The following is an 18905-nucleotide window of genomic DNA, read 5'->3' as shown; positions in this document are numbered from 1 at the left end:
GAGGAGTTGTGCGCCCCGGGCGTCGGCCACGTCAGCTCCCCGCCGGGCGGACGAGCGAGAGGGCGGTTCGGATGATGATGCACACGTCCTGCCACAACGACCAGTGGTCGATGTAGTGGTTGTCGAATCGGGAGCGGTCCTCGATGGAGGTGTCCCCGCGCAGTCCGTGGATCTGCGCGAGGCCGGTGATACCGACGGGCATCCGGTGGCGTGCCGCGTAACCGGGGTGGGTCTTGCTGAAGTTGGCGACGAAGAAGGGGCGTTCGGGGCGGGGGCCGACGAGGCTCATGTCGCCGCGCAGGACGTTCCAGATCTGCGGCAGCTCGTCCATCGACGTACGGCGCAGGAAATGGCCGACCGCGCTCATCCGCCGGTCGTTGGCCACGGACCAGCGGGTGGCCGCCTCGTTGTCGTCGGCCGGGCGCAGGGTGCGGAACTTCAGCAGGGTGAAGGGGCGGCCGTTCTGCCCGACGCGTTCTTGACGGAACAGCACACCGGGGCCGTCGAGGAGCCGTACGGCGAGCGCGCAGGCCAGCAGCACCGGCGAGATGGCGACCAGGACGGGTCCTGCCACGGCGATGTCGAGCAGTCGCTTGGCGAGGCTGCCGCGGCGTGCGGTGGGCGGGTCGACCCGGTGGCAGGTGTGGCCCCAGATGTGCTGGGACATGCCGCGCCCGCCACCCCCGCCGCTACCGATGAACCAGGTGGCGCAGCCGTACTCGTGGAAAAGCGCGACGAGCGCGGACCGGTCGGCATCGCCGCCGTTCCCGGTACCGGCCGGGCTGTCGACGAACACGGCCTGCTGGACGCCGTTCTGGATGACGGCGCGGTGGATCGCCTCGATGGTGGTCAGCACGGGAAGCGCGGGAGCGAGGGCGTCGGCGTCCGCGTCGGACGGGTGCTCGTCGCCGACGTCGGGCCCGTCGCCGCGTACGGGGGCGACGATGCCGACGGGCCGCAGGCCGTACTCGGGATGCCGGGCGAACAGCGCGGCGAACCGCCGCCCCGCCGGCCCCGTTCCCACGACCAGCGCGGAACTCGGCCGGCCGCGTGCCGTGCGCCGCCGGTGTCCGTGGACGACGGCCCGGCCGCAGCACGCGACGAGCAACTGCGTGCCGCCGCCGCCCAGCAGGGCGGCGAGGCTGAGCGCGTGCGCGGGCAGGAGCGCGGCGAGCAGCGCGGCGGCGGCGCACCAGACGACGAGGGTGCGCGCGGCCAGCGCGGGAAGTTCGTCCAGTGCGGTACGCGGGGTACGCGGTCCCGAGGGGCGGTAGAGACCGGCGTACGCGTTGAGGACCGTGAAGGAGACCAGGAGTTGCGCGATCAGCGGTGTGTGGCGCTGGGCGGAGTTGAGGACGACTGTGCTCAGCAGGGCGGCGGCCCAGTCGGCGGCCAGGAGCGGCAGCCCGACGCGCAGCGGAGCGGCCTTACGCCGGCGCCGGGAGGGCAGCGCGACGCGGTCGGTCGCGTCGCGCCGGGATGCGATCGAGTCGAACCCGAGCGGCGGCCGGCCGGTCGCCGTGACGGTCCCCGGACCGAGTCCGGCGGAGGTGTGGCCGCCCTGACCGCGCCGCCCTCGCTGCCCGACTCCCGCCGCCGGGTGGCCTGTTGAGGCGGCGGATCCGGTCGAGGCGACCGATCCACGCCGCTTCGATCCAGGTCCGGACGGTGCGGGGACACTGGTGCTTTCCGTGGTCACTGGGGGATCGGCTCCCTGCGTTCGGAGCGCGGCACGGTGGCCACGTCGCGGTACACGTCCGCGATGGCACTGGCCGTCCGCCGCACGTCATAGGTGCCGCGTACGTGCTCCAGTCCCTGGCGGCCGAAGGTGTCGAGCAGCGACCGGTCGCGCAGCAGCGCGGTGATCGCCGTCGCCGTCGCCCTGTGGTCCCCGGGCGCGGTCAGGCACTGTGCCCGCTGGGCGGGCGGCAGGCTCTCGCGCGCCCCGTCCACGTCGCTGAGCAGTACGGTCCGCCCGCTGGCCATCGCCTCGAGCGGCGCCACCGCCATGCCCTCCCAGCGGGACGGCAGGACGACGAGGTCGGCGGCCCGGTACCAGGGCGCGGTGTCCGGTACGGCTCCGGCGAAGAGCACCGAGGGCGGGGCACCGGCGCGCAGGCGCGCGGCGTCGGGGCCGTCGCCGACGAGTACGAGACGGGCCTCGGGCATGTCCTTCAGGACCAGTGTCCAGGCCCGGAGCAGAATGTCCTGCCCCTTCTGCCGGCAGAGCCGGGCCACGCACACGACGAGGGGCGTGTCCGGCGGGAGTTCGGCGAGCCGGGGCAGCGCGGCACGGCCGGCGGCGGTCGAGGCGAGGGGGTCGGTGGCGTCCGCCGGGCGGAAGCGGTCGGCGTCGACGCCGTTGTGGACGACGGACCAGGGCGCCCGTACCCCGGCACGCTCGCCCCGCTCGCGCTCCGCCTCGCTCACGCAGACGACGCGGGCGGTCCAGCGGGCGGCCAGCCGCTCCCAGCCCCGGGCGAGTGCCGCCTTCGTACCGCCGACCGCCTCGAACGACCAGGCGTGCGGCTGGAACACGGTCGGGACCCGGCCCCGTACGGCCAGGCGTCCGGCGAATCCGGCTTTCGAGCTGTGCGCGTGCACCACGTCGGGGCGGATCCGCCCGACCAGCTCGGCGACGCGGCGGATCTCGGCGGGCAGTGCGGACCCGGGGTCGCGGGTGGCGTCCCAGACGCACGTCTCGGCGCCCAGCGCGGCCACGTCCGCCATGAGCGGGCCCCGGTCGGGGCAGGCGACGACGACCCGCACCCCGGCGGTGACCTGCGCGTGGACGAGATCGGCGACGACGCGGGCCACTCCCCCGTCGACCGGCTGGACGAGATGGAGCACGGTGAAGCCGGGACCGGGGCCTTTCCTTGATGGCCGCACGCGCAACTCACTCCACTCGTGGTCTCTGGTGTCGTGGATCGGACAGTCGGGAAAGCCCGAAAGCGCGCTGACGCGCAGACGAATGAACCGGATCAGCGCCGCGCGTCCACCGCTACGTAAAGCGCGCCGAGCCAGATCGAGTCGCGCCCGGTCCGGAAACTGACGTGCATAGTGTCGCCTCCCGGGACGAGTGCTTCGCGCAGGTCGAAGAGATCTGAGTCATATCCAAGAGTGTTCTTGTAAGCGGGTTGTCGTTTAATCTGCGTGGATCCGGCATCAGAAATACTGGAATTCATCACATTGCTCACCGGGTTGACGGTGTCACCGATCGAACGTGCTTTCCCTCGCCCTGTCCCGACCGTCAGCGAGTCACCGGCGGTCCCGGGATCCCCGTCGTACGAGACGACGCCCATCGCACCCGTGCCGTCCGCCGGCGTACGCAGCTCCCCGAGCCCGACCCGCAGCTCCTGCTCGCGTGCGTCAAGCGCCTCGAAGCCGTCCCAGATCGCCAGATGACGCAGCGGGTCCTCGGCCCTCTCGTACGCGACGACCATCGTCCAGCCGCCCCACGCGCCCGCCGCGGTCCTGCCCATCGCGACATTGATCTGCGCCACCGTGTACAGACCCGAACCGGCGGCGCGCACCAGCGGTGTGATGTCCGCCGATGCCTGGTAGGCATCGGCACCGCCGGCCGTACGGTGGCCGATCACGGTGTCGGACAGGACTTCCTTGTACGCGCCACCGGGCTCGGCGATCAGTACGCGGCCGTTGTCCTCGGGCGGCTTCTGCTCGCCCACCCGCAGATTCCCGCCCCAGTACAGACGCGCGTAACTGACCTTGGCACCGGCCGGTACGCGCAGTTCGCCCCGGGTCGAGTTGTAGGTGTTCGGGTCCTTGTCGAGGTCCGTGTAGAACATGTCGTACTGGTCGTTGGACGCAGTGGCGCTGTCCCGCGCGGCGACGCAGGCGGAGGCGTCGGCCGGGGTGACGGTCGTGAACTCGCCCGTGGTACGGCAGGTGATGGCCGAGTTGGCCGCCCGGACGATCCCGCCGTGCTGGACGGCGTGAAAACGCTCGCCGAACGGAATTCGGGTGGCCGATTTCGCGGCCGGGACGGTGGAAGCCGTCGAAACGGAGGGCGGAGCCACAGCCACCGCAGTCGCCGTCGTCGCCACCGCCGTGACGGCGAACAGAAGACCGCGCCTTACAGCATGAACGACGTAATCGCGCATTAAGACTCTCCGACCCGAAGAATGAATCGACAGTGCACCCTTACAGAGCGCGGACTGAAAATCACGTGAGACGCGCGGACCGTACCAAAGCACCGGGATTTCGCGGCCTTTCCAACTCTTGGGGTGATGCCGCGTTTCCCGAACGGCCGCCGGTCGTTGAGCCTGACGCACCATTGGTAAATCGAAAGGATATGGTGATGAAGCGAGTCGCTAAGTCCGTCGTCATGGCAACGTCGAGCGCCGCCTTCCTCCTCGCCGGCGCCGGCATGGCCTCCGCCACCGGCCACAGCGGCGCCTCCGCCGAGGCAGTCGCGGCCAACTCGCCGGGCGTCCTGTCCGGCAATGTGATCCAGATCCCGGTCCATGTGCCGATCAACCTCTGCGGCAACACCGTCAACGTGATCGGACTGCTCAACCCGACCTTCGGCAACACCTGCGTCAACGCCTGACCTTCGCCGGGCTCCGCCCGGTGACCGACGAAGCTCCCCCGAGCGCTCCGTCGGTCACGGCCGGTCCACCGGTCCGTACTCCGGTCGGCACAACGGGTCCGGCGGCACCGCCGCCGGACCCGACACCGTTTCTTCACTCATTCGGACCGCAACCGATCAGCACGCACCGCGTTGATCGGTAAGTCGGGCAACCGCGCCCGTACCCGCATTCCCTTAACACCGAGGAGCTCATCCCCATGTCGCGTATCGCCAAGGCTGTTGTTCTGTCCTCCGCGGCCGCCGCCGCCGTCATCGGCACCTCCGGTGCGGCCATGGCCGACGCCGGCGCCCAGGGTGCGGCTGTCGGCTCCCCCGGTGTCATCTCCGGCAACGCCATCCAGATCCCGGTCCACATCCCGGTCAACCTGTGCGGCAACACCATCGACATCGTCGGCCTGCTCAACCCGGCCTTCGGCAACACCTGCGTCAACGCCTGAATCTGACAGCAGCACCACTGCCGTCACCCACGGCAAGAGCCGCTCCCCCCGTTCCGGGGTGGGCGGCTCTTGCGCTGTACGAGGGCATACCCGGCCACCCTTTCGGCGGCGACACGCGCCTCGGACGGGTGAGAATTCCCGGCGGTCCGGTCCAGGTCAGGGGGGTCGCGACGGCCGATTGGCGGACACCGCGCGGCGGTCTCGAACAGTTGCGGGCCACGTCCACGCGACCCACGGTGAAGACGAAACCCCCACCGTGTCCTGAAAGGACCTTTTCATGCGTTCCCATGTCTCGTCCCGTGCCGCAGCCGCCGCCGTCTGCGCCGTACTCGTCCTCGGCTCCGCCGGTACCGCCGTCGCCACCACCGTCCACCGCACGCCGGCCGGCGTCGGCGCGGACCGTGCCCCGATCGCGGACGCCGCGACCGTCAAGCAGCAGGCGGAGTCGCTGAGTTCGCTGTCCGGCGCCATCGCGCCGGTCACCGACCTGCTCGACGCCGTGCTCGCCGCCGACAACGGCCAGCTCAGCGCCGCGGACGTCCAGAAGCACCGGGCGGCCGTCCAGAAGGGGCTGGACGCCGTGAAGAACGCCGCCCCGGCCGCCCCCGCCAAGCCCGGCAACAACGCCGGCAACGCGGACGCGGTCAACCCCGTGAACGCCGTGGGCGCGGACGGCAAGGCGTCGGCCCCGGCCGACCTGACGGCCCAGGCCGTCGCCTCCGTACAGAGGTCGACGGACGCGCTGCTCAAGGCGGCCACCGGCAAGGACGCGCGGGCTGTCGTCACGCAGTCGCAGGCCGTCGTGACCTCGCTGGTCAACCTCACCACCGCGCTCGTCATGAACGGTGGCCTGCCGGCCCCGAACCTGCCGGGCCTGCCCGAGCTGCCGAAGCTGCCGGGCGCCGAGGTTCCCGCGCCGGCTCCGGAGCTTCCGGGTGTGCCGTCGACGCCGAAGCTCCCGTAGCACCACGTAACACCGCGTACGTCACAACGGCCGTGCCGGTCCCCTCACCCGGGGCCGCACGGCCGTTGGTCGTGTCCGGGACGGCCGGAGGTCGTTAGTGAGGACGAGGCCAGGCAAGAGAACTACCGCTGAAAGAAGGATTCACCATGAAGCCCATGAAGGTCGCCGCGGTCGTCGCCGGTTCCGTGCTGGCGCTGGGTGCCGCCGCCCCCGCGTTCGCCGCCGAGAACATGCCGACGAGCCTGAACGGCGGACTGGGCACGGCCCTTGAGACGGTGACCAACCAGGAGACGCTTGACGTCCAGCCGGTGCGGACGAACGCGCTCGACCCCAAGAACGACGGCTCGCTCATCAACAGCGTGGGCGACGTGGCGAAGGGGCTGAGCGGCGAGGGCAAGGACGCCAAGGGTGGAAAGGGCGGCAAGGGCGGTAAGAGCAAGGACGGCAAGGGTGGGAAGGGTGGCAAGGGCGGGGCCAAGACCGGCAAGGGCGGCGCGATGCTCGGCGGGCTCCCGCTCGGCCGCTAGGCCCTGTTCCCCCGCAACTTCCGTACCAACGGCGGCTGTTCGGTGTCCCCGCACGCGCGTGCGGGGACACCGTACGGCCGCTTTCAGCTTGTCCAGAAGTCCCACCAGCGGGTCAGGACGAGCATCCCGATGGTCCCGATCCACAGCACCGGCAGCACCCAGTGGAACTCCCCCAGCGCGGTGCGCAGTCCGGCCGGCGCCGGCAGGATCCGGTGCGTGACGTTGTGCGTGGTGACGTAGCTGAACATCACGATCGTCGCCACCCACGCCAGCGAGCACCACAGGCACAGCGAGCCGATGTTGTACAGCGACTGGTACTGAAGCCAGGTGCAGAAGGCGACGCCGAACAACATCCCGGCGTTGAGCCCGAGCCAGAACCAGCGCCGGTAGCGCGCCCCCGCCAGCAGCCCCGCGCCCACACACCCCACGACCGCGTACGCCGCCAGGCCCAGCATCGGGTTGGGGAATCCGAAGGCCGACGCCTGGTCGCTGGTCATGATGTTCCCGCACGAGACAACGGGGTTCAGGCTGCACCCCGGTGTGAAACCGGGATCCTCCAGCAGCTTGAACTTGTCGATCGTGATCACCCACGACGCCAGCACACCCGCCGCGCCCGTCACCACCAGCAGCCAGGCCAGCGCCCGGCCCGCCCCGAAGCGGGGCTGCCCGTCAGGCGCGCGCCCGCCGTGGTCCACGTCCGGCTTCGACGCGTTGTCGATCTCTACTGTTGTCATGGTGTGCTCCACCGATCCGGTCACGCATTCGAAGTAGCGTTTCAGCTTTCCCCCTCGACACGCCGGGCACAGTGACTCCGGGGTCAAGTACGGCGTTGCCAGAGCATGAACTCCGTGCGAGCACCCCGATGGCAGCGCCTCACAGCGGTGCCCGAGCTCCGTGCCGAAGCGGTTTCCCCGCCCCCTTCGCCACCCCCTCCCTCTCCCACCGCCACGCCCGCCCCCACTCCCATCTACAGCGCTCTCGTACGGGAGTGGGGCGCGGCGGGACGTTCGGTCCCCGCGAACGACGGGCCCGGCCGCAACGGCCGTTGATCGGCGGCGCTCAGCCGCGCAGGCTGCTCACCGGGACCAGGCAGTGCGCGGCACCGGTGAGGACGGCCTCGTCGCCGACGAAGGCGCGCAGCGTCTCCTCGCTCACCGGCTTGCCGGGAGTGCCCTCGGGCCAGGGCCGGGTGGCGATGATGAAGTACACGCCGCCGGTGTCGTGCGCGTCCTGCTCCCACTCGGGCGGCACGGCGCACTGGGCCTTGAGATACGGCATGGTCAGTACGGCCCGCCCGGCCTGTACGAGCAGGGTGATCGGGACGTTGGGCGACTTCCCCACATCGACGAGGCCGGCGCCGGTCGTGAGGCCGACCTCCTTGATGACGGCGTGCATCGCCTCTTCTCCGGCCTCGGCGCCGTCACGGCCGTCGCCGAGTGAATAGGCAAGCAGGAAAGGCGGGTTGCGCTCGCCGTCGGAAGGTTCGCCGGTCCAGGGAATTACCGTGAGGGTGCCGAGCAGAGGGGCGTATTGCCGGCTTCCCTGCGCGGTGTTGGTAGAGGTCATGCTCCGGCACAGTAGCGGCCCGTCGGCGTGCGTCGTGAGTTCGCTTCACCCGAGTGGAGGAGTATTCGTTCCCCAGTACGACGGTGGTTCGCCGATACGCCCGTCTGTCCTACATCCGGGGCACTCTGACAACGTGTCAGCCGTGGGAAGCTCCAAGCCACGGAAGGAATGAACAATGACGCCGAATCTCGCCGATCCCTCGTTCTGGCAACTGCCGCGTTCCGAAAGGCTGGCGGGCTTCGCACAGCTCCGCGCCGCCGGGACGCCGCGGTATTTCGTGGAGCGGCCCGGTGGCCGACTGCGGCCTGAGCGGGGCTTCCACGCGCTGGTCAGCCACGCGGATGTGGTGGAGGCCAGCCGAAATCCCCGGGTGTTCGGCAGCGCGCCCGGCGTCACGACCCCCGAGCCGGCCCGCTGGGTACGGGCGCTGTTCGGGGAGTCGCTGGTCAATCTGGACGAGCCGCAGCACACGCGATTGCGCAAAATCGTCTCCCGGTCCTTCACTCCCCGCATTCTCGCGGCGACGGAGGACGACGTCCGTTCGGTGGCCACCCGCATTGTGGACGACATGCTGCGGGAACGCCCGGCCGATTTCGTCACGGCGGTCGCCTCGCGCATGCCGTTCGAAATCATCTGCAATCTGATGGGCATCCCCGAGAAGGAGCGTCCCTCGATCCTCGCGCAGGTGAATCGGGCATCCGTCGAAACGGGTGTCGCACGCACCGTACGGCAGCGAATTCGCGTACCCGGAAAGGGCCTTCGGGCACTGGCCGCCATGCAGGGAATGGTCGCGGATCTCGGACGGCAACGGCGGGCGAATCCGGCCGGGGATCTCATTTCCGCGCTCGTGAGCGCCGATATCGACGGACAGTCGTTGAACGGCCGCCAACTCGGCTCGTTCTTCTCGCTGTTGATGGTCGCCGGGGTGGAGACCACGCGTAACGCGATCGCGCACGGTCTGTCGCTGCTGACCGACCATCCCGACCAACGCTCGCTGCTGATCGGCGATTTCGACCGGTACGCGGACGGTGCCGTCGAGGAGATCGTGCGCCACTCGACACCGATCATCCAGTTCCGGCGCAGGCTCACCGAGGACCACCGGATGAACGGCCACGACTTCCGGCGGGGCGAGCGGGTGGTGCTGTTCTACGCCTCCGCCAACCGCGACGAGTCGGTGTTCACCGACCCGGACCGCTTCGACATCACCCGCAGCCCCAACCCGCATGTGGGGTACGGCGGGGGTGGCCCGCACTACTGTCTGGGCACGTTCCTGGCGAAGCAGGAAATGAAGGCGCTGTTCCGGGAGTTGCTGACGAGGCTGCCCGAGCTGCGCTCGGTGGGCGCGCCGGTGCTGGTGCCGTCGAACTTCGACAACCGGGTGCGCTCGATGCGGTGCGCGTTCGCGGGAGACCGTCAGGGGGTGTGACCGGCGCCGGACGGGCCGCACACGCGGGCCGTCCGGCACAGGCGGGTGCGTACTGTCACGCGGCGGCGCCCGCCGCCTCGGTCTCGACGTCCGCGAGACGCGTGAGGAATTCCGCGATCGTGGTGAGCTGCGCCTCGTCGTAGTCGGCGAGCAGCGCGCGCAGCCGCTTCAGCCGGGGCGCGTCCTCCTGCTCCAGCCACTCGGTGTTCAGCGACACGAGCACCCTGCGGCGGTCGTCCCGGCAGCGGGAGCGCGTGACGTAACCGACCTGCTCCAGGCGGTCGATCACGCCGGTGATGGTCCCCGACGAGCCGACCCCGGCGAGCCGGCCCAACTGCCCGGGGCTGAGCGAGCCGTGCAGCCGCAGCAGGTTGACGAAGTTGGCCTCCATCGTGCTGAGCGTCAGGCCCGCCTGGGCCCCCACCTCGTGGTCGAACCGGGCGGCTGCCGCCGCGTGCCGGAGCGCCGCGGCCTGCATGCGGTCGCACAGCGCGGCTGACGGGTTTGTCATCGACGGCCTCCTTGCCTAGTCTGTCGTCGTCACGACATAGTCGCCCAGGCGACACAGTCGACACGGCGACCCTCTCGCCGGGCTGCCATTTTACCGCCGCCGACCGGACAACCAGGGGTGCTGTCATGACCACGGAGAAGCTGGCCGTACGACCCGAGGGCGGGGGCGGTGGTGACACCGGGCAGCAACCGCCGTACCCACGCCGCTGGGTGGCCATGGTCATCCTGATCCTGGCGTTCATGCTGGACCTGCTGAACGTCACGATCGTCAACGTCGGGCTGCCCGCCATCCAGCGCGACCTCGACGCGAGCTCCACCCAACTGGAGTGGATCTCCGCCGCGTACCTGCTGGCCTTCGCCGCCGCGCTGATCACCTTCGCGCGGGCCGGTGATCTGTGGGGCCGCAAACGGGTCTTCCTGCTCGGGATCGTCGCCTTCGGCCTCACCGGGCTGTGGAGCGGCTTCGCGAACGGTCCGTACGAGCTGATCGCCGCCCGCGCCGCGCAAGGGCTGGCCGCCGCCGCGCTCGCGCCACAGGTGATGAGCATCCTGTTCACGCTCTTTCAGGGCCGCGAACGCGCCACGGTCTTCGGCACGTTCGGCATCGTCGCCGGACTCGCCCAGGCCGGCGGTCTGCTCGTCGGCGGTGTCCTGATCGACGCGGACGTCGCCGGGCTCGGCTGGCGCGCGGTCTTCCTGGTCACCGTGCCGGCCGCCGCCGTACTCGTGGCCCTCGGGGCCTGGCTGGTGCCGGAGAGCCGGGTGCCCGGCAGTGCCCGGCCGCGCTGGCTGTCGACGGGGGTGCTCACCGCCGGACTGGTCGCGATGGTGTTCCCACTGATGGAGGGCCGTACATTCGGCTGGCCCGCGTGGATCTGGCTCTGCCTGGCCGGGGGCGTCCTTGCCGTGCTGGGGCTGGCGGTCGCCGAGCACCGGCGGCCGGCCTGGCGGGCGGGGGCCCTGCTGCCGATGGACCTGTTCCGCAACCGGCTGATCAGCACCGCGCTGACCGTCCAACTGGTGGCCTTCGCGGCCTTCACCGGATTCCTGCTGGTGTTCGTGCTGTGGCTCCAGAGCGGGCACCGGTACTCGGCGCTGGACGCCGGGGTGCTGACCATCGGGTTCTCCGCGGGCGGCATCGCCATGGCCCCCTTCGTGGGGCGGCTCATCGTGCGGTTCGGCCGGGCCCCGATGGTGGCCGGGTGCGTACTGGCCGCCGGGGGCATGCTGGGCGTGCTGTACGCGGCGCCGGCCGGGTCGGCCGCGCCGGGGGACGTGGACAGTTGGGCGCTGGTGCCCGGTCTGGCCGCGATCGGGATGGGCATGAACCTCGTCATGCCGACGCTGAGCACGCTGTTCTTCGCGACGGTGCCGCCCGAGCACGCGGGGTCGGCGTCGGGCATCTACAGCACGAGCCAGCAGTTCGGCGCGGCGTTGGGGGTGGCCGGGCTCGGCACGATCTTCTTCACGGCGGTGGACGGGGGCGGGGACTCAGGAGGGGGCGGGGGCGCGAACGGGGACGCGTATGCCACGGCGTTGACCGCGAGCGTTCTGACGGCGACGGTGGCGCTGATCCTCAGCGCCGTACTGAGCCTGGCGCTGGGCCGGAGCCGGCCGAGCCCGTCCGCCGACTGAGGGCGGACCTGGCGAGCCCGCTCAACCAGCCTCCTACAGAGGCTGGTTGACGGCCAGCTCCGCCTCCAGCCACGTACGCCCCCGCGTGCGCGGGCTGAGTCTGACCGCGCCCAGCGGTACGGCCAGGCGCTCCGCCTCGCGCCGTACCGCCGCCTCGGCGTCCGCGCCGACATCCTCCAAGAAGCGGCACACGATCTCGCCGCTGCCGTCCTGCGCCCAGCCGCCGACGATCCGGCCGTCCCACCACAGCGAGGGCCCGATGTTCCCGACGCCGTCGAAGAGGCGCGGCCCGTGGTCGCCGAGGAACCAGCCGCGTTCCTGCCAGCCCATCGGGGTGGAGTCGAGCCCCGGCAGTAGCGCGGCCCACGGCTCGGGCGGCGGGGTCGGGGCCAGGTCGTCGGGCAGGAGCAGGCCCGTCGTACCGCCGCCGAGATCGACCTCGACCGGCTTCAGTTCCGTCAGCACCCGCTTGACCTGCGTCTTCGTCCACCCCGCCCACCAGCGCAGATCGTCCGCCGTGGCCGGGCCGAACGTCCGCAGCCAGCGCCGGGCCAGTTCCTCCTCCGCGCGGTGGGTGTCCCAGGGCGCGAGGCCGCCGGGGAACCAGTCGGTCAGCGGCGCCCAGCGGTACTGGTGCGAGGTCCACGAGCCGCGCGGCCGGCCGCGTACGACCCGGCCCTCGGCGGCGAGCAGAAGCAGCAGCCTGCTCGCGACCTTCTGTCTGCCTTCGTAGGACTTGCCGGCCGAGAGCACCACCTCCGTACGGAGGCGGGCGTCGTCACCGGCGAGTTCGGCGGCGGTGGACTCACCGCGCGCGGCGAGCGCGCGCACGGCGATGTCCTCCGTCTCGGCCAGCCACTCCCGTACCCCCGCCTCGTCGTCCGCGACCCCCGACGCGGCCAGGAACCCGAGCAGCTTGCGGCGTTCGCGCGCGGCCACCGCGTGGGAGCAGGCGGCCTGCATGACCGGGGCCACGTCGAGGGAGGTGACGAAGACCGTACGGCGCATGCCCAGCAGCCGGATCAGGGAGCGGTCCTCGTACAGAAGCCGTTCCACCTCCCGTACCGAACCGGCGTTCATGCGCGCCCAGATGGCGACGTACACGGAGGACGGGTCGGTGCTGTGCAGCGCGACCAGGTCGCGTGCCACCTCGACCGGGTCGTCCGAGCGGGCGGCCACCGCCAGCCGGTGCCGTACGCCGATCCGTGCCCGCCGCTCCGCCACGTCGATACGCCGCACGTCCGCCCACTCCTTCGCGCCCCGAGCCGTCGTCCTTCTTCCCTACGGGAAGGGAAGCGTACGGGCGAAAAGGGTCACCAGGATCAGCACCGCGGGGAAACAGGCGAGGAACATGGCGAAGGTGTAGCCCATGATGTCGCGCGCCTTCAGACCGAGGATCGTCAGCGTGGGCAGCATCCAGAACGGCTGGAGCAGATTGGCGCTCGCCTCGCCGAGGTCGTACACGACGACCATCCAGCCCTGGTTCACCTGGAGCTGGTTGGCCGCCTCCAGGACGTACGGCGCCTCGATCACCCACTTGCTGCCGCCGCTGGGCACGAAGACGCCCAGCACCATGCTGTAGATCCCGATGAAGGCCGGATAGAAGAATTCGTTCGACACCGAGACCAGCCATCCCGCGATGGTCTTGCTCAGCCCGGTGAAGGCGATCATGCCGAAGATGCCGCCGTAGAGGGGGAATTGGAGCAGGACACCCGAGGCGGCGGGGGTGCCCTCCTTGACCGCCTGGGCGAGCCGGACGGGGCGCCAGTGCAGGATGAGGGCCAGCAGGATCAGGATGAGGTTGACGGTGTTGAGGTCGAGCGCGTTGAGCGGGTCGCCCTCGGCGAGGGCGAAGTGCCGTACGAGATACCAGGCGCCGAGCGCGAACAGCAGGATCGCGAAGACGGGGCTGTACTCGATCCACTCCCCCGGCCGGCCGCGCCGGGTCCGCTCCCGCTTCTCGGCGACGCTCGGGCCCAGCTCGATACCGAGCTGGGCCGCGGTCTTCGCCCGCTCGGGGGACGGCGCGAGGAACCACGCCATGACCACGGCGATGACGAAGATGATCGCCGTGGCCACCATGCCCTGCCACAGGAAGATGGTGTCGGTGAGCGGGATGAGCCCACTGCCGCGCCCGTCCGCGATGACCTCCTGGACCGCCGGCGGGCTCGACGTCTCACTGGCCACCTGGAGCGCGGCCGACCCCGAAAGACCCTGGGCCCAGACGGTCCCGAGCCCCAGGAAGGCCATCGCGCCGAGGGCGCGGTAGTCCACGCCCTGGATCCGGCGGGCGATCTCCTTGGCGAGGATCGCGGTGAAGATGAGGCTGAACGCCCAGTTGAGGTAGGCCGTCACCATGGCGACGGCGGCGGTGAACGCGATGGCGCCGCGCGGGGTACGGGGCACCCGGGCGATCCTGGCTATCAGCCGGCTCATCGGCGGGGAGACGGCGACCGCGTACCCGGCGATAATGATCATCGCCATCTGGAGCGTGAAGGTGATGAGCGACCAGAACCCCTGCCCCCACGCGTCCACCAGCCCGAACCCGGCGGTGTCGGCGGGGTCGTCGGGCCGCCCGTACAGCCCCTCCCCGGTCGCGAGGCCGAGCGCGAAGACCGCGAACGTACCGACGAGGACGAACCCGAGGGCGTCGGGCAGCCACTTCTCGGTGAACGCGGTGAAGCGCAGCGCCATGCGCGCGAGCCAGTTGTCCTTGTGCTGTGGTTCCCGCTGTGGTTCCGGTTGTGGTTCCCGTTGCGGCGAGGGCGCCGTGGCCATGGGGTTCTCCTGTGAGGGTGGCGGCCTGAGCCGCGGATCGTGTACAGGAGGCACGGACGCGGGGGCGGACTGGTTCAGGTGGTGGTGTGTCAGCGGAGAGACAGAGCGACTGCTGTTTACGGTGGGGCGATGCGACGTGCCCCCTGGTGGGTTCTCCTCTCCGCGGGGGGAGCCCCTCTTCTTCTGATCGGTGCCTCCGCGATTTCGCAGGTGCTGCAAGGACCGGCGTACAACCCCGTGGTGGACACGCTCAGCATCCTGGCGTCCTACGGCGCCCGCGCCTACTGGCTGATGACGGGAATACTGCTCGTGCTGGGGACCTGTTACGTGGTCACGGCGCACGGGCTTCGGGAGGCCGCGCTCCCCGGGCGAATCGCCCTGGCCGGTGGCGGGTTGTCCGCGATGGGGCTGACCCTGGTGCCCGCGCCCGCCAGTGGTGGGGCGCTGGGGCACGGGGTGGTGGCGGCGACCGGCTTCGTACTGCTCGCGGTGTGGCCCGCGCTGGCAGCACGACGTGGTAAACGGGCGGTGGCGCCGTGGGGGCTGCGGTTCAGGGTGTCGGTCGTCGCGAGCGCGCTGATGTGCGCGTGCGCGCTGTGGTTCGTGTTCGAGCTGCGGAGCGGGAAGGCGCCGGGGGTCGCGGAGCGGGTGGTGACCGTCGTTCAGGCGCTGTGGCCGCTGGCGGTGGCGGTCTCCTGCCGTGTGTGGTCCGGCGAGGGGCCGGTGGCGACGGAGCAGTGAGATGCCGTCGACGTACGGTCATGCTTACGTCACCGACCCCGCCAGGCTCTACGAGGCCGACCTGCGTTATTTGATCCACGCGCTGGGCCTGACACCGTCCCGGTGACGCCGAAATCCCGCCCGATCGAAGTGATCGGACGGGATCGCGTGAAACGCCTTTGCGGGCCTACGAGTTGAGCGCGGCGCTTACGCCGGATCGATGCGGGAGATGGTGCCGCCGATGGTGAGCACGTACAGCTCGCCCTCGCAGTCCTCCACGAACGAGATGACCTCGCCGCCGTTGACCCCGAGGTCGCTCTGGCCGGTCACCTCGCCGTTCTCGATCTTCAGACCGCGCACGGTGCCGTCGCAGTAGTCGCTGTACAGATACTGCCCCCGCAGCTCAGGGATGGCGTCGCCGCGGTAGACGAATCCGCCGGTCACCGAGCAGCCGAGCCCGTTGCGGTCGTACTCGAAGACCGGCGGCACATGGTTCGCCGGCTCCGTGCCGCCCCGGAAGGGATGGGTGCCCTCCATCGAGGCCCAGCCGTAGTTCTCGCCGCCCTCGCTGTCCGCCGGGGCCCAGTCGATCTCCTCCCAGTCGCTCTGGCCGACATCGCCGATCAGCACATCGCCGGTGCCCGAGTCGAAGGAGAACCGCCACGGGTTGCGCAGCCCGTACGACCAGATCTCGTCCCGCGCGTTCGGGTCGTCCACGAACGGGTTGTCCGCCGGGATCGCGTACGGCTCGCCGCCGCTGGGGTCGATCCGCAGCAGCTTGCCGAGCAGGGTGTCGAGCTTCTGCCCGTTGCCGTGCGGGTCACCGCCCGCGCCGCCGTCGCCGAACGCGATGTAGAGGTATCCGTCGGGGCCGAACTTGATGTCGCCGCCGTTGTGGTTCTCGTACGGCTGCGTCTGGGTGAGGACGGTACGCCGGGAGTCCGCCCGGATCTTGCCGCGCCGCATGGTGAACTCGTCGATGGTGCTGGTGCCTTCGAGGTCCGTGTACGAGATGTAGAAGTGCTTGAAGTCGTTGTCGAACGCCACGCCCAGCAGGCCGCGTTCACCGTCGGTGGTGGTCTCGCTGGTGATGTCGAGCACGGGCGCGCCGAGCCCGTTGTCACCCAAGACCCGTACGGTGCCCGCGCGTTCGGCTATCCAGACGGTCCCACCGGGCCCGGGGGCACCGGCGGTCGGATTCTTGGCCGTGGCCACTTCCGTGAGCGCGACTTCCGCCGCCGCCTTGGACGGGGCGGCGGGCTCGTCCGCGTACGCCGTGGCGAAGGCGAGAGAAGTGACAAGGCAGATGGTGCCGATGATCGCCGAGCTTCTGGTGCGAAATTTCACCGTGACTCCTAGAGGCGGCGAATGGGGGGTCACCCGGCTGCTTGGGGCAGAGTTGAGCGGCCGTCGCCCGCGCCAGCACGCAACCTGGGTGGGGGATGTGAGTGTCACTGGCTACGGGTGAGGATACTGGGACGGGGGCAGTTGGCCTAGACCAATACCTCGTCCATCTGTGCCGGCACCAAAAAGCCCCTATCGGATCTATGCCTCGGCGAGCAGTGGATCGAAGGCGCTCGAGCGCTGACGGCCCGTCATGAAGGAGAGGAAGTCGGTCAGGAACGCGCTGCGCGAGTACGTTCCCTCGGCGGTGTCCATGTCCCGCCGGAAGCCGGTGCGGAACAGGGCACGGTACTCGTCCGCGTCGATGGTCTGGTTGCCATCTTTGTCGGTGGCGTCGAAGAGCACTTCGGCGACTCGGATGAGGGCGGGACCGGCGAGAGAGGGGACGGCGGCGGCATATTCCTGGGCGCTGACGCGGCCGTCGCCGTCGGCGTCGAGGGCCGCCTGGAGTTCCTTCCACCAGTGGGCGTACGCGTCGTAGAGGCGGGTCTCCTGTGGTTCGTCCAGGTCGAGGCGGCTGGAGAGTTCCCTGGCCATGGCGGCGAGGTCGGGCCAGTCCAGATAGCCGTCGCCGGTCTGGTCCAGCACCGCGTGGAAGAACTCCTCGGCGCCGCGCTGCGGCGCGGGCGTCCGGGCGGGTTCGGGTTGCAGGGGAAAGGGGGTGATCAGCCTGACGAAGGCGCCGGCCCGTTTCATCGCCTCCCGCACCGCGGTGATGCTCCGAGCGCGGGGGTCGTCGCTGTCCGGTGAGAGGAAGAGCAAGCCCGCGACACCTTCGGCCTGGATCCATCCGTCGGGCAGGAAGCGTGCCAGGCCGGCGGTCAGGTAGGCGCTCTGCATCAGCGTCTGCGCGCCGGGAATCTCGGGCAGGCATGCCTTCCGGCGGAACGATTCGGGAAGGGAGGCCACGGTGACGGCGCCGATGACGGGTCCGGCCAAGGTGCGGCCGGCCGCCCACACCGTAGGCAGTCCGTCCAGTACTGGCGGCGCGGGGAGGTGGTCGAAGAGTCTGTACAGGATGATGCGCAGGGCCTCGGTGTTCTCCAGTTCCTCCTCGACCATGCGGTCGAAGTACGGCCAGAATTCGTTCAGGGTCGGCGGTAGGTGTCCGGCCTGGTCGCCCATGGTCGCGAGGAAGGTCTGGAACTCGGTGTACAGCTTTTCCACGGTGGCCTGTTCGAGGGGCTGTCCCCCCAGGCGGCACATGGTCACGGCGCTTTCGAACAAGGTCGCCACCACCCAGGCCCGTACCCCGGGGTCCATCGCGTCATAAGGTCGGCTGCGGGCGTCGGTGCCGCTCAGCCGCGCGTGCAGCCGGTTCAGGCGGGCCGCCTCCCGCTGCCGGGTGTGGTCGTCGGCGCTGAACATGCGCTGCATGCTCTGGAAGGTGTTGCGCAGCCGCCGCCAGGGGTGCGCCACGAAGGTCGAGTTGTCCAGGAGGGCGGCACCGATCTGCGGGTGCGCGGCCTCCAGCACCGTCGCCCTGATCATGGCCAGGGCCCAGCGCGGGTCGTTGAACAACATGTGGAACTGCGACCCGGGACCGAACATCGGGTCCAGGGGCGGGTCCGCGGGCACATCGAGGCTGGGGACGGTGTCGGTCACGCTGGGGATACTCCGTCTGCTAGGGGTGTCAGACCGCCGAAGCGGCGGCTGCGCTGCCGGTAGGTGTGCAGGCATTCCACGAAGTGCGCGGCGGTGAAGTCCGGCCAGAGCACCGGGGGAAACATGAATTCGGCGTAGGCGACCTGCCAGAGCATGAAGTTGGAGATGCGCTGTTCCCCCGAGGTCCGGATGACCAAGTCCACGTCGGGGGTGTCGGGGTGGGGCAGGTGCGCGGCGAAGGTCTCCTCGCTCACCGCTTCGGCCGACACCTGGTCACGGATCAGGGAGCGGGCCGCTTCGACGATGTCCGAGCGCCCGCCGTGATCGAACGCCACCGTCAGCGTCATGCCGCGATTCCTGCTCGTCAGCGTCGTCAGATCGGCGAAGTCCCGGGCCAGTACGGCAGGAATCCGGGAGTCGGTGACGCCGAGGAACCGGCAGCGGATCCCCCGGGCCTGTAGCAGTGGCGCATGTTTGCACACCACGCGGCGCACCAACCGCATGAGGTAGTCGACCTCGCTCCCCGGGCGCTGCCAGTTCTCGGTGGAGAACGCGTACAGGCTCAGCCACTGAACCCCGGCAGCCCGTGCCGCCTCGATGACATCGATCACCGTCGCCTCGGCGGCCCGGTGACCCGACGTCCTCGGCAACGACCGGCGCTCGGCCCATCGGCCGTTGCCGTCCATCACACAGGCGACATGCTGCGGAGCCGGCACGCGGAGGC

18 protein-coding genes are annotated in these 18905 nt (G+C 70.4%); 7 read left to right on the top strand and 11 right to left on the bottom strand.

Features of this window, described 5'->3' with window-relative positions; genetic code table 11:
* Window positions 1–31: 31 nt before the first annotated feature.
* The 3 genes from OG329_RS25285 to OG329_RS25275 form a co-directional block, all read right to left on the bottom strand.
* Window positions 32–1699, bottom strand: coding sequence for a sugar transferase (locus tag OG329_RS25285; protein ID WP_405798311.1), 1668 nt, complete (start codon window positions 1697–1699; stop codon window positions 32–34).
* Complete coding sequence (locus OG329_RS25280; RefSeq protein WP_405798310.1) at window positions 1696–2889, bottom strand: glycosyltransferase; 1194 nt, start codon at window positions 2887–2889, stop codon at window positions 1696–1698. The genes OG329_RS25285 and OG329_RS25280 overlap by 4 nt, the downstream gene beginning before the upstream one ends.
* 92 nt (window positions 2890–2981) lie before the next feature.
* Window positions 2982–4121, bottom strand: a complete 1140-nt coding sequence (locus OG329_RS25275; protein WP_405798308.1) for a DUF3344 domain-containing protein — start codon at window positions 4119–4121, stop codon at window positions 2982–2984.
* 197 nt (window positions 4122–4318) lie between these two features.
* Here OG329_RS25275 and OG329_RS25270 point away from each other — a divergent pair, with 197 nt between their 5' ends.
* From OG329_RS25270 to OG329_RS25255, 4 genes are all read left to right on the top strand, one after another.
* Entirely contained in the window at window positions 4319–4570 is a 252-nt protein-coding gene (locus tag OG329_RS25270; protein ID WP_405798306.1) for a chaplin, read from the top strand.
* 236 nt (window positions 4571–4806) lie between these two features.
* Window positions 4807–5046 (top strand): chaplin, encoded by a 240-nt coding sequence (locus OG329_RS25265; protein ID WP_405798305.1) that lies wholly within the window; start codon window positions 4807–4809, stop codon window positions 5044–5046.
* 277 nt (window positions 5047–5323) lie between these two features.
* Entirely contained in the window at window positions 5324–6010 is a 687-nt protein-coding gene (locus OG329_RS25260; protein WP_405798303.1) for a hypothetical protein, read from the top strand.
* Between the two features lie 146 nt (window positions 6011–6156).
* Window positions 6157–6537, top strand: a complete 381-nt coding sequence (locus OG329_RS25255) for a hypothetical protein (protein ID WP_405798301.1) — start codon at window positions 6157–6159, stop codon at window positions 6535–6537.
* A gap of 83 nt (window positions 6538–6620) precedes the next feature.
* On the opposite strand, the gene OG329_RS25250 is transcribed toward OG329_RS25255, so the two are convergent.
* Both OG329_RS25250 and OG329_RS25245 read right to left on the bottom strand, forming a co-directional pair.
* Complete coding sequence (locus OG329_RS25250) at window positions 6621–7271, bottom strand: vitamin K epoxide reductase family protein (RefSeq protein WP_405798300.1); 651 nt, start codon at window positions 7269–7271, stop codon at window positions 6621–6623.
* A gap of 325 nt (window positions 7272–7596) precedes the next feature.
* Window positions 7597–8103, bottom strand: a complete 507-nt coding sequence (locus OG329_RS25245; RefSeq protein WP_405798299.1) for a DUF5949 family protein — start codon at window positions 8101–8103, stop codon at window positions 7597–7599.
* Between the two features lie 175 nt (window positions 8104–8278).
* On the opposite strand from OG329_RS25245, the gene OG329_RS25240 reads away from it, so the two are divergent.
* Window positions 8279–9529 carry a cytochrome P450 gene (locus tag OG329_RS25240; RefSeq protein ID WP_405798297.1) on the top strand — a complete coding sequence of 417 codons (1251 nt, stop codon included), beginning with the start codon at window positions 8279–8281 and terminating at the stop codon, window positions 9527–9529.
* Between the two features lie 55 nt (window positions 9530–9584).
* On the opposite strand, the gene OG329_RS25235 is transcribed toward OG329_RS25240, so the two are convergent.
* The gene (locus OG329_RS25235) at window positions 9585–10040 is read right to left on the bottom strand and encodes a MarR family winged helix-turn-helix transcriptional regulator (RefSeq protein ID WP_405798295.1); all 456 of its coding nucleotides are present in this window, start codon (window positions 10038–10040) and stop codon (window positions 9585–9587) included.
* 125 nt (window positions 10041–10165) lie between these two features.
* On the opposite strand from OG329_RS25235, the gene OG329_RS25230 reads away from it, so the two are divergent.
* The gene (locus tag OG329_RS25230) at window positions 10166–11674 is read left to right on the top strand and encodes an MFS transporter (protein WP_405798293.1); all 1509 of its coding nucleotides are present in this window, start codon (window positions 10166–10168) and stop codon (window positions 11672–11674) included.
* A 33-nt stretch (window positions 11675–11707) separates the two neighbouring features.
* Here the strand turns inward: OG329_RS25230 and OG329_RS25225 are convergent, their stop codons facing one another.
* Both OG329_RS25225 and OG329_RS25220 read right to left on the bottom strand, forming a co-directional pair.
* Window positions 11708–12913 carry a winged helix DNA-binding domain-containing protein gene (locus OG329_RS25225; RefSeq protein ID WP_405798291.1) on the bottom strand — a complete coding sequence of 402 codons (1206 nt, stop codon included), beginning with the start codon at window positions 12911–12913 and terminating at the stop codon, window positions 11708–11710.
* Window positions 12914–12955: 42 nt separating this feature from the next.
* A complete protein-coding gene (locus tag OG329_RS25220) occupies window positions 12956–14452 on the bottom strand; it encodes a short-chain fatty acid transporter (protein WP_405798289.1) in 1497 nt (498 codons plus the stop codon).
* Between the two features lie 129 nt (window positions 14453–14581).
* Here OG329_RS25220 and OG329_RS25215 point away from each other — a divergent pair, with 129 nt between their 5' ends.
* Window positions 14582–15193 carry a DUF998 domain-containing protein gene (locus tag OG329_RS25215; RefSeq protein WP_405798288.1) on the top strand — a complete coding sequence of 204 codons (612 nt, stop codon included), beginning with the start codon at window positions 14582–14584 and terminating at the stop codon, window positions 15191–15193.
* A gap of 186 nt (window positions 15194–15379) precedes the next feature.
* Here OG329_RS25215 and OG329_RS25210 read toward each other — a convergent pair whose 3' ends face one another.
* The 3 genes from OG329_RS25210 to uppS form a co-directional block, all read right to left on the bottom strand.
* Window positions 15380–16519 carry a PQQ-dependent sugar dehydrogenase gene (locus OG329_RS25210; protein ID WP_405798286.1) on the bottom strand — a complete coding sequence of 380 codons (1140 nt, stop codon included), beginning with the start codon at window positions 16517–16519 and terminating at the stop codon, window positions 15380–15382.
* 198 nt (window positions 16520–16717) lie between these two features.
* Window positions 16718–18127, bottom strand: a complete 1410-nt coding sequence (locus OG329_RS25205) for an oxygenase MpaB family protein (protein WP_405801999.1) — start codon at window positions 18125–18127, stop codon at window positions 16718–16720.
* Window positions 18128–18177: 50 nt separating this feature from the next.
* A complete protein-coding gene (gene uppS, locus OG329_RS25200; protein ID WP_405798285.1) occupies window positions 18178–18897 on the bottom strand; it encodes a polyprenyl diphosphate synthase in 720 nt (239 codons plus the stop codon).
* Window positions 18898–18905: the final 8 nt, after the last annotated feature.

The sequence above is a fragment of the Streptomyces sp. NBC_01506 genome (assembly GCF_045040295.1).
Taxonomy (GTDB): Bacteria; Actinomycetota; Actinomycetes; order Streptomycetales; family Streptomycetaceae; genus Streptomyces.
This window is presented reverse-complemented; position numbering and strand designations above follow the sequence as displayed.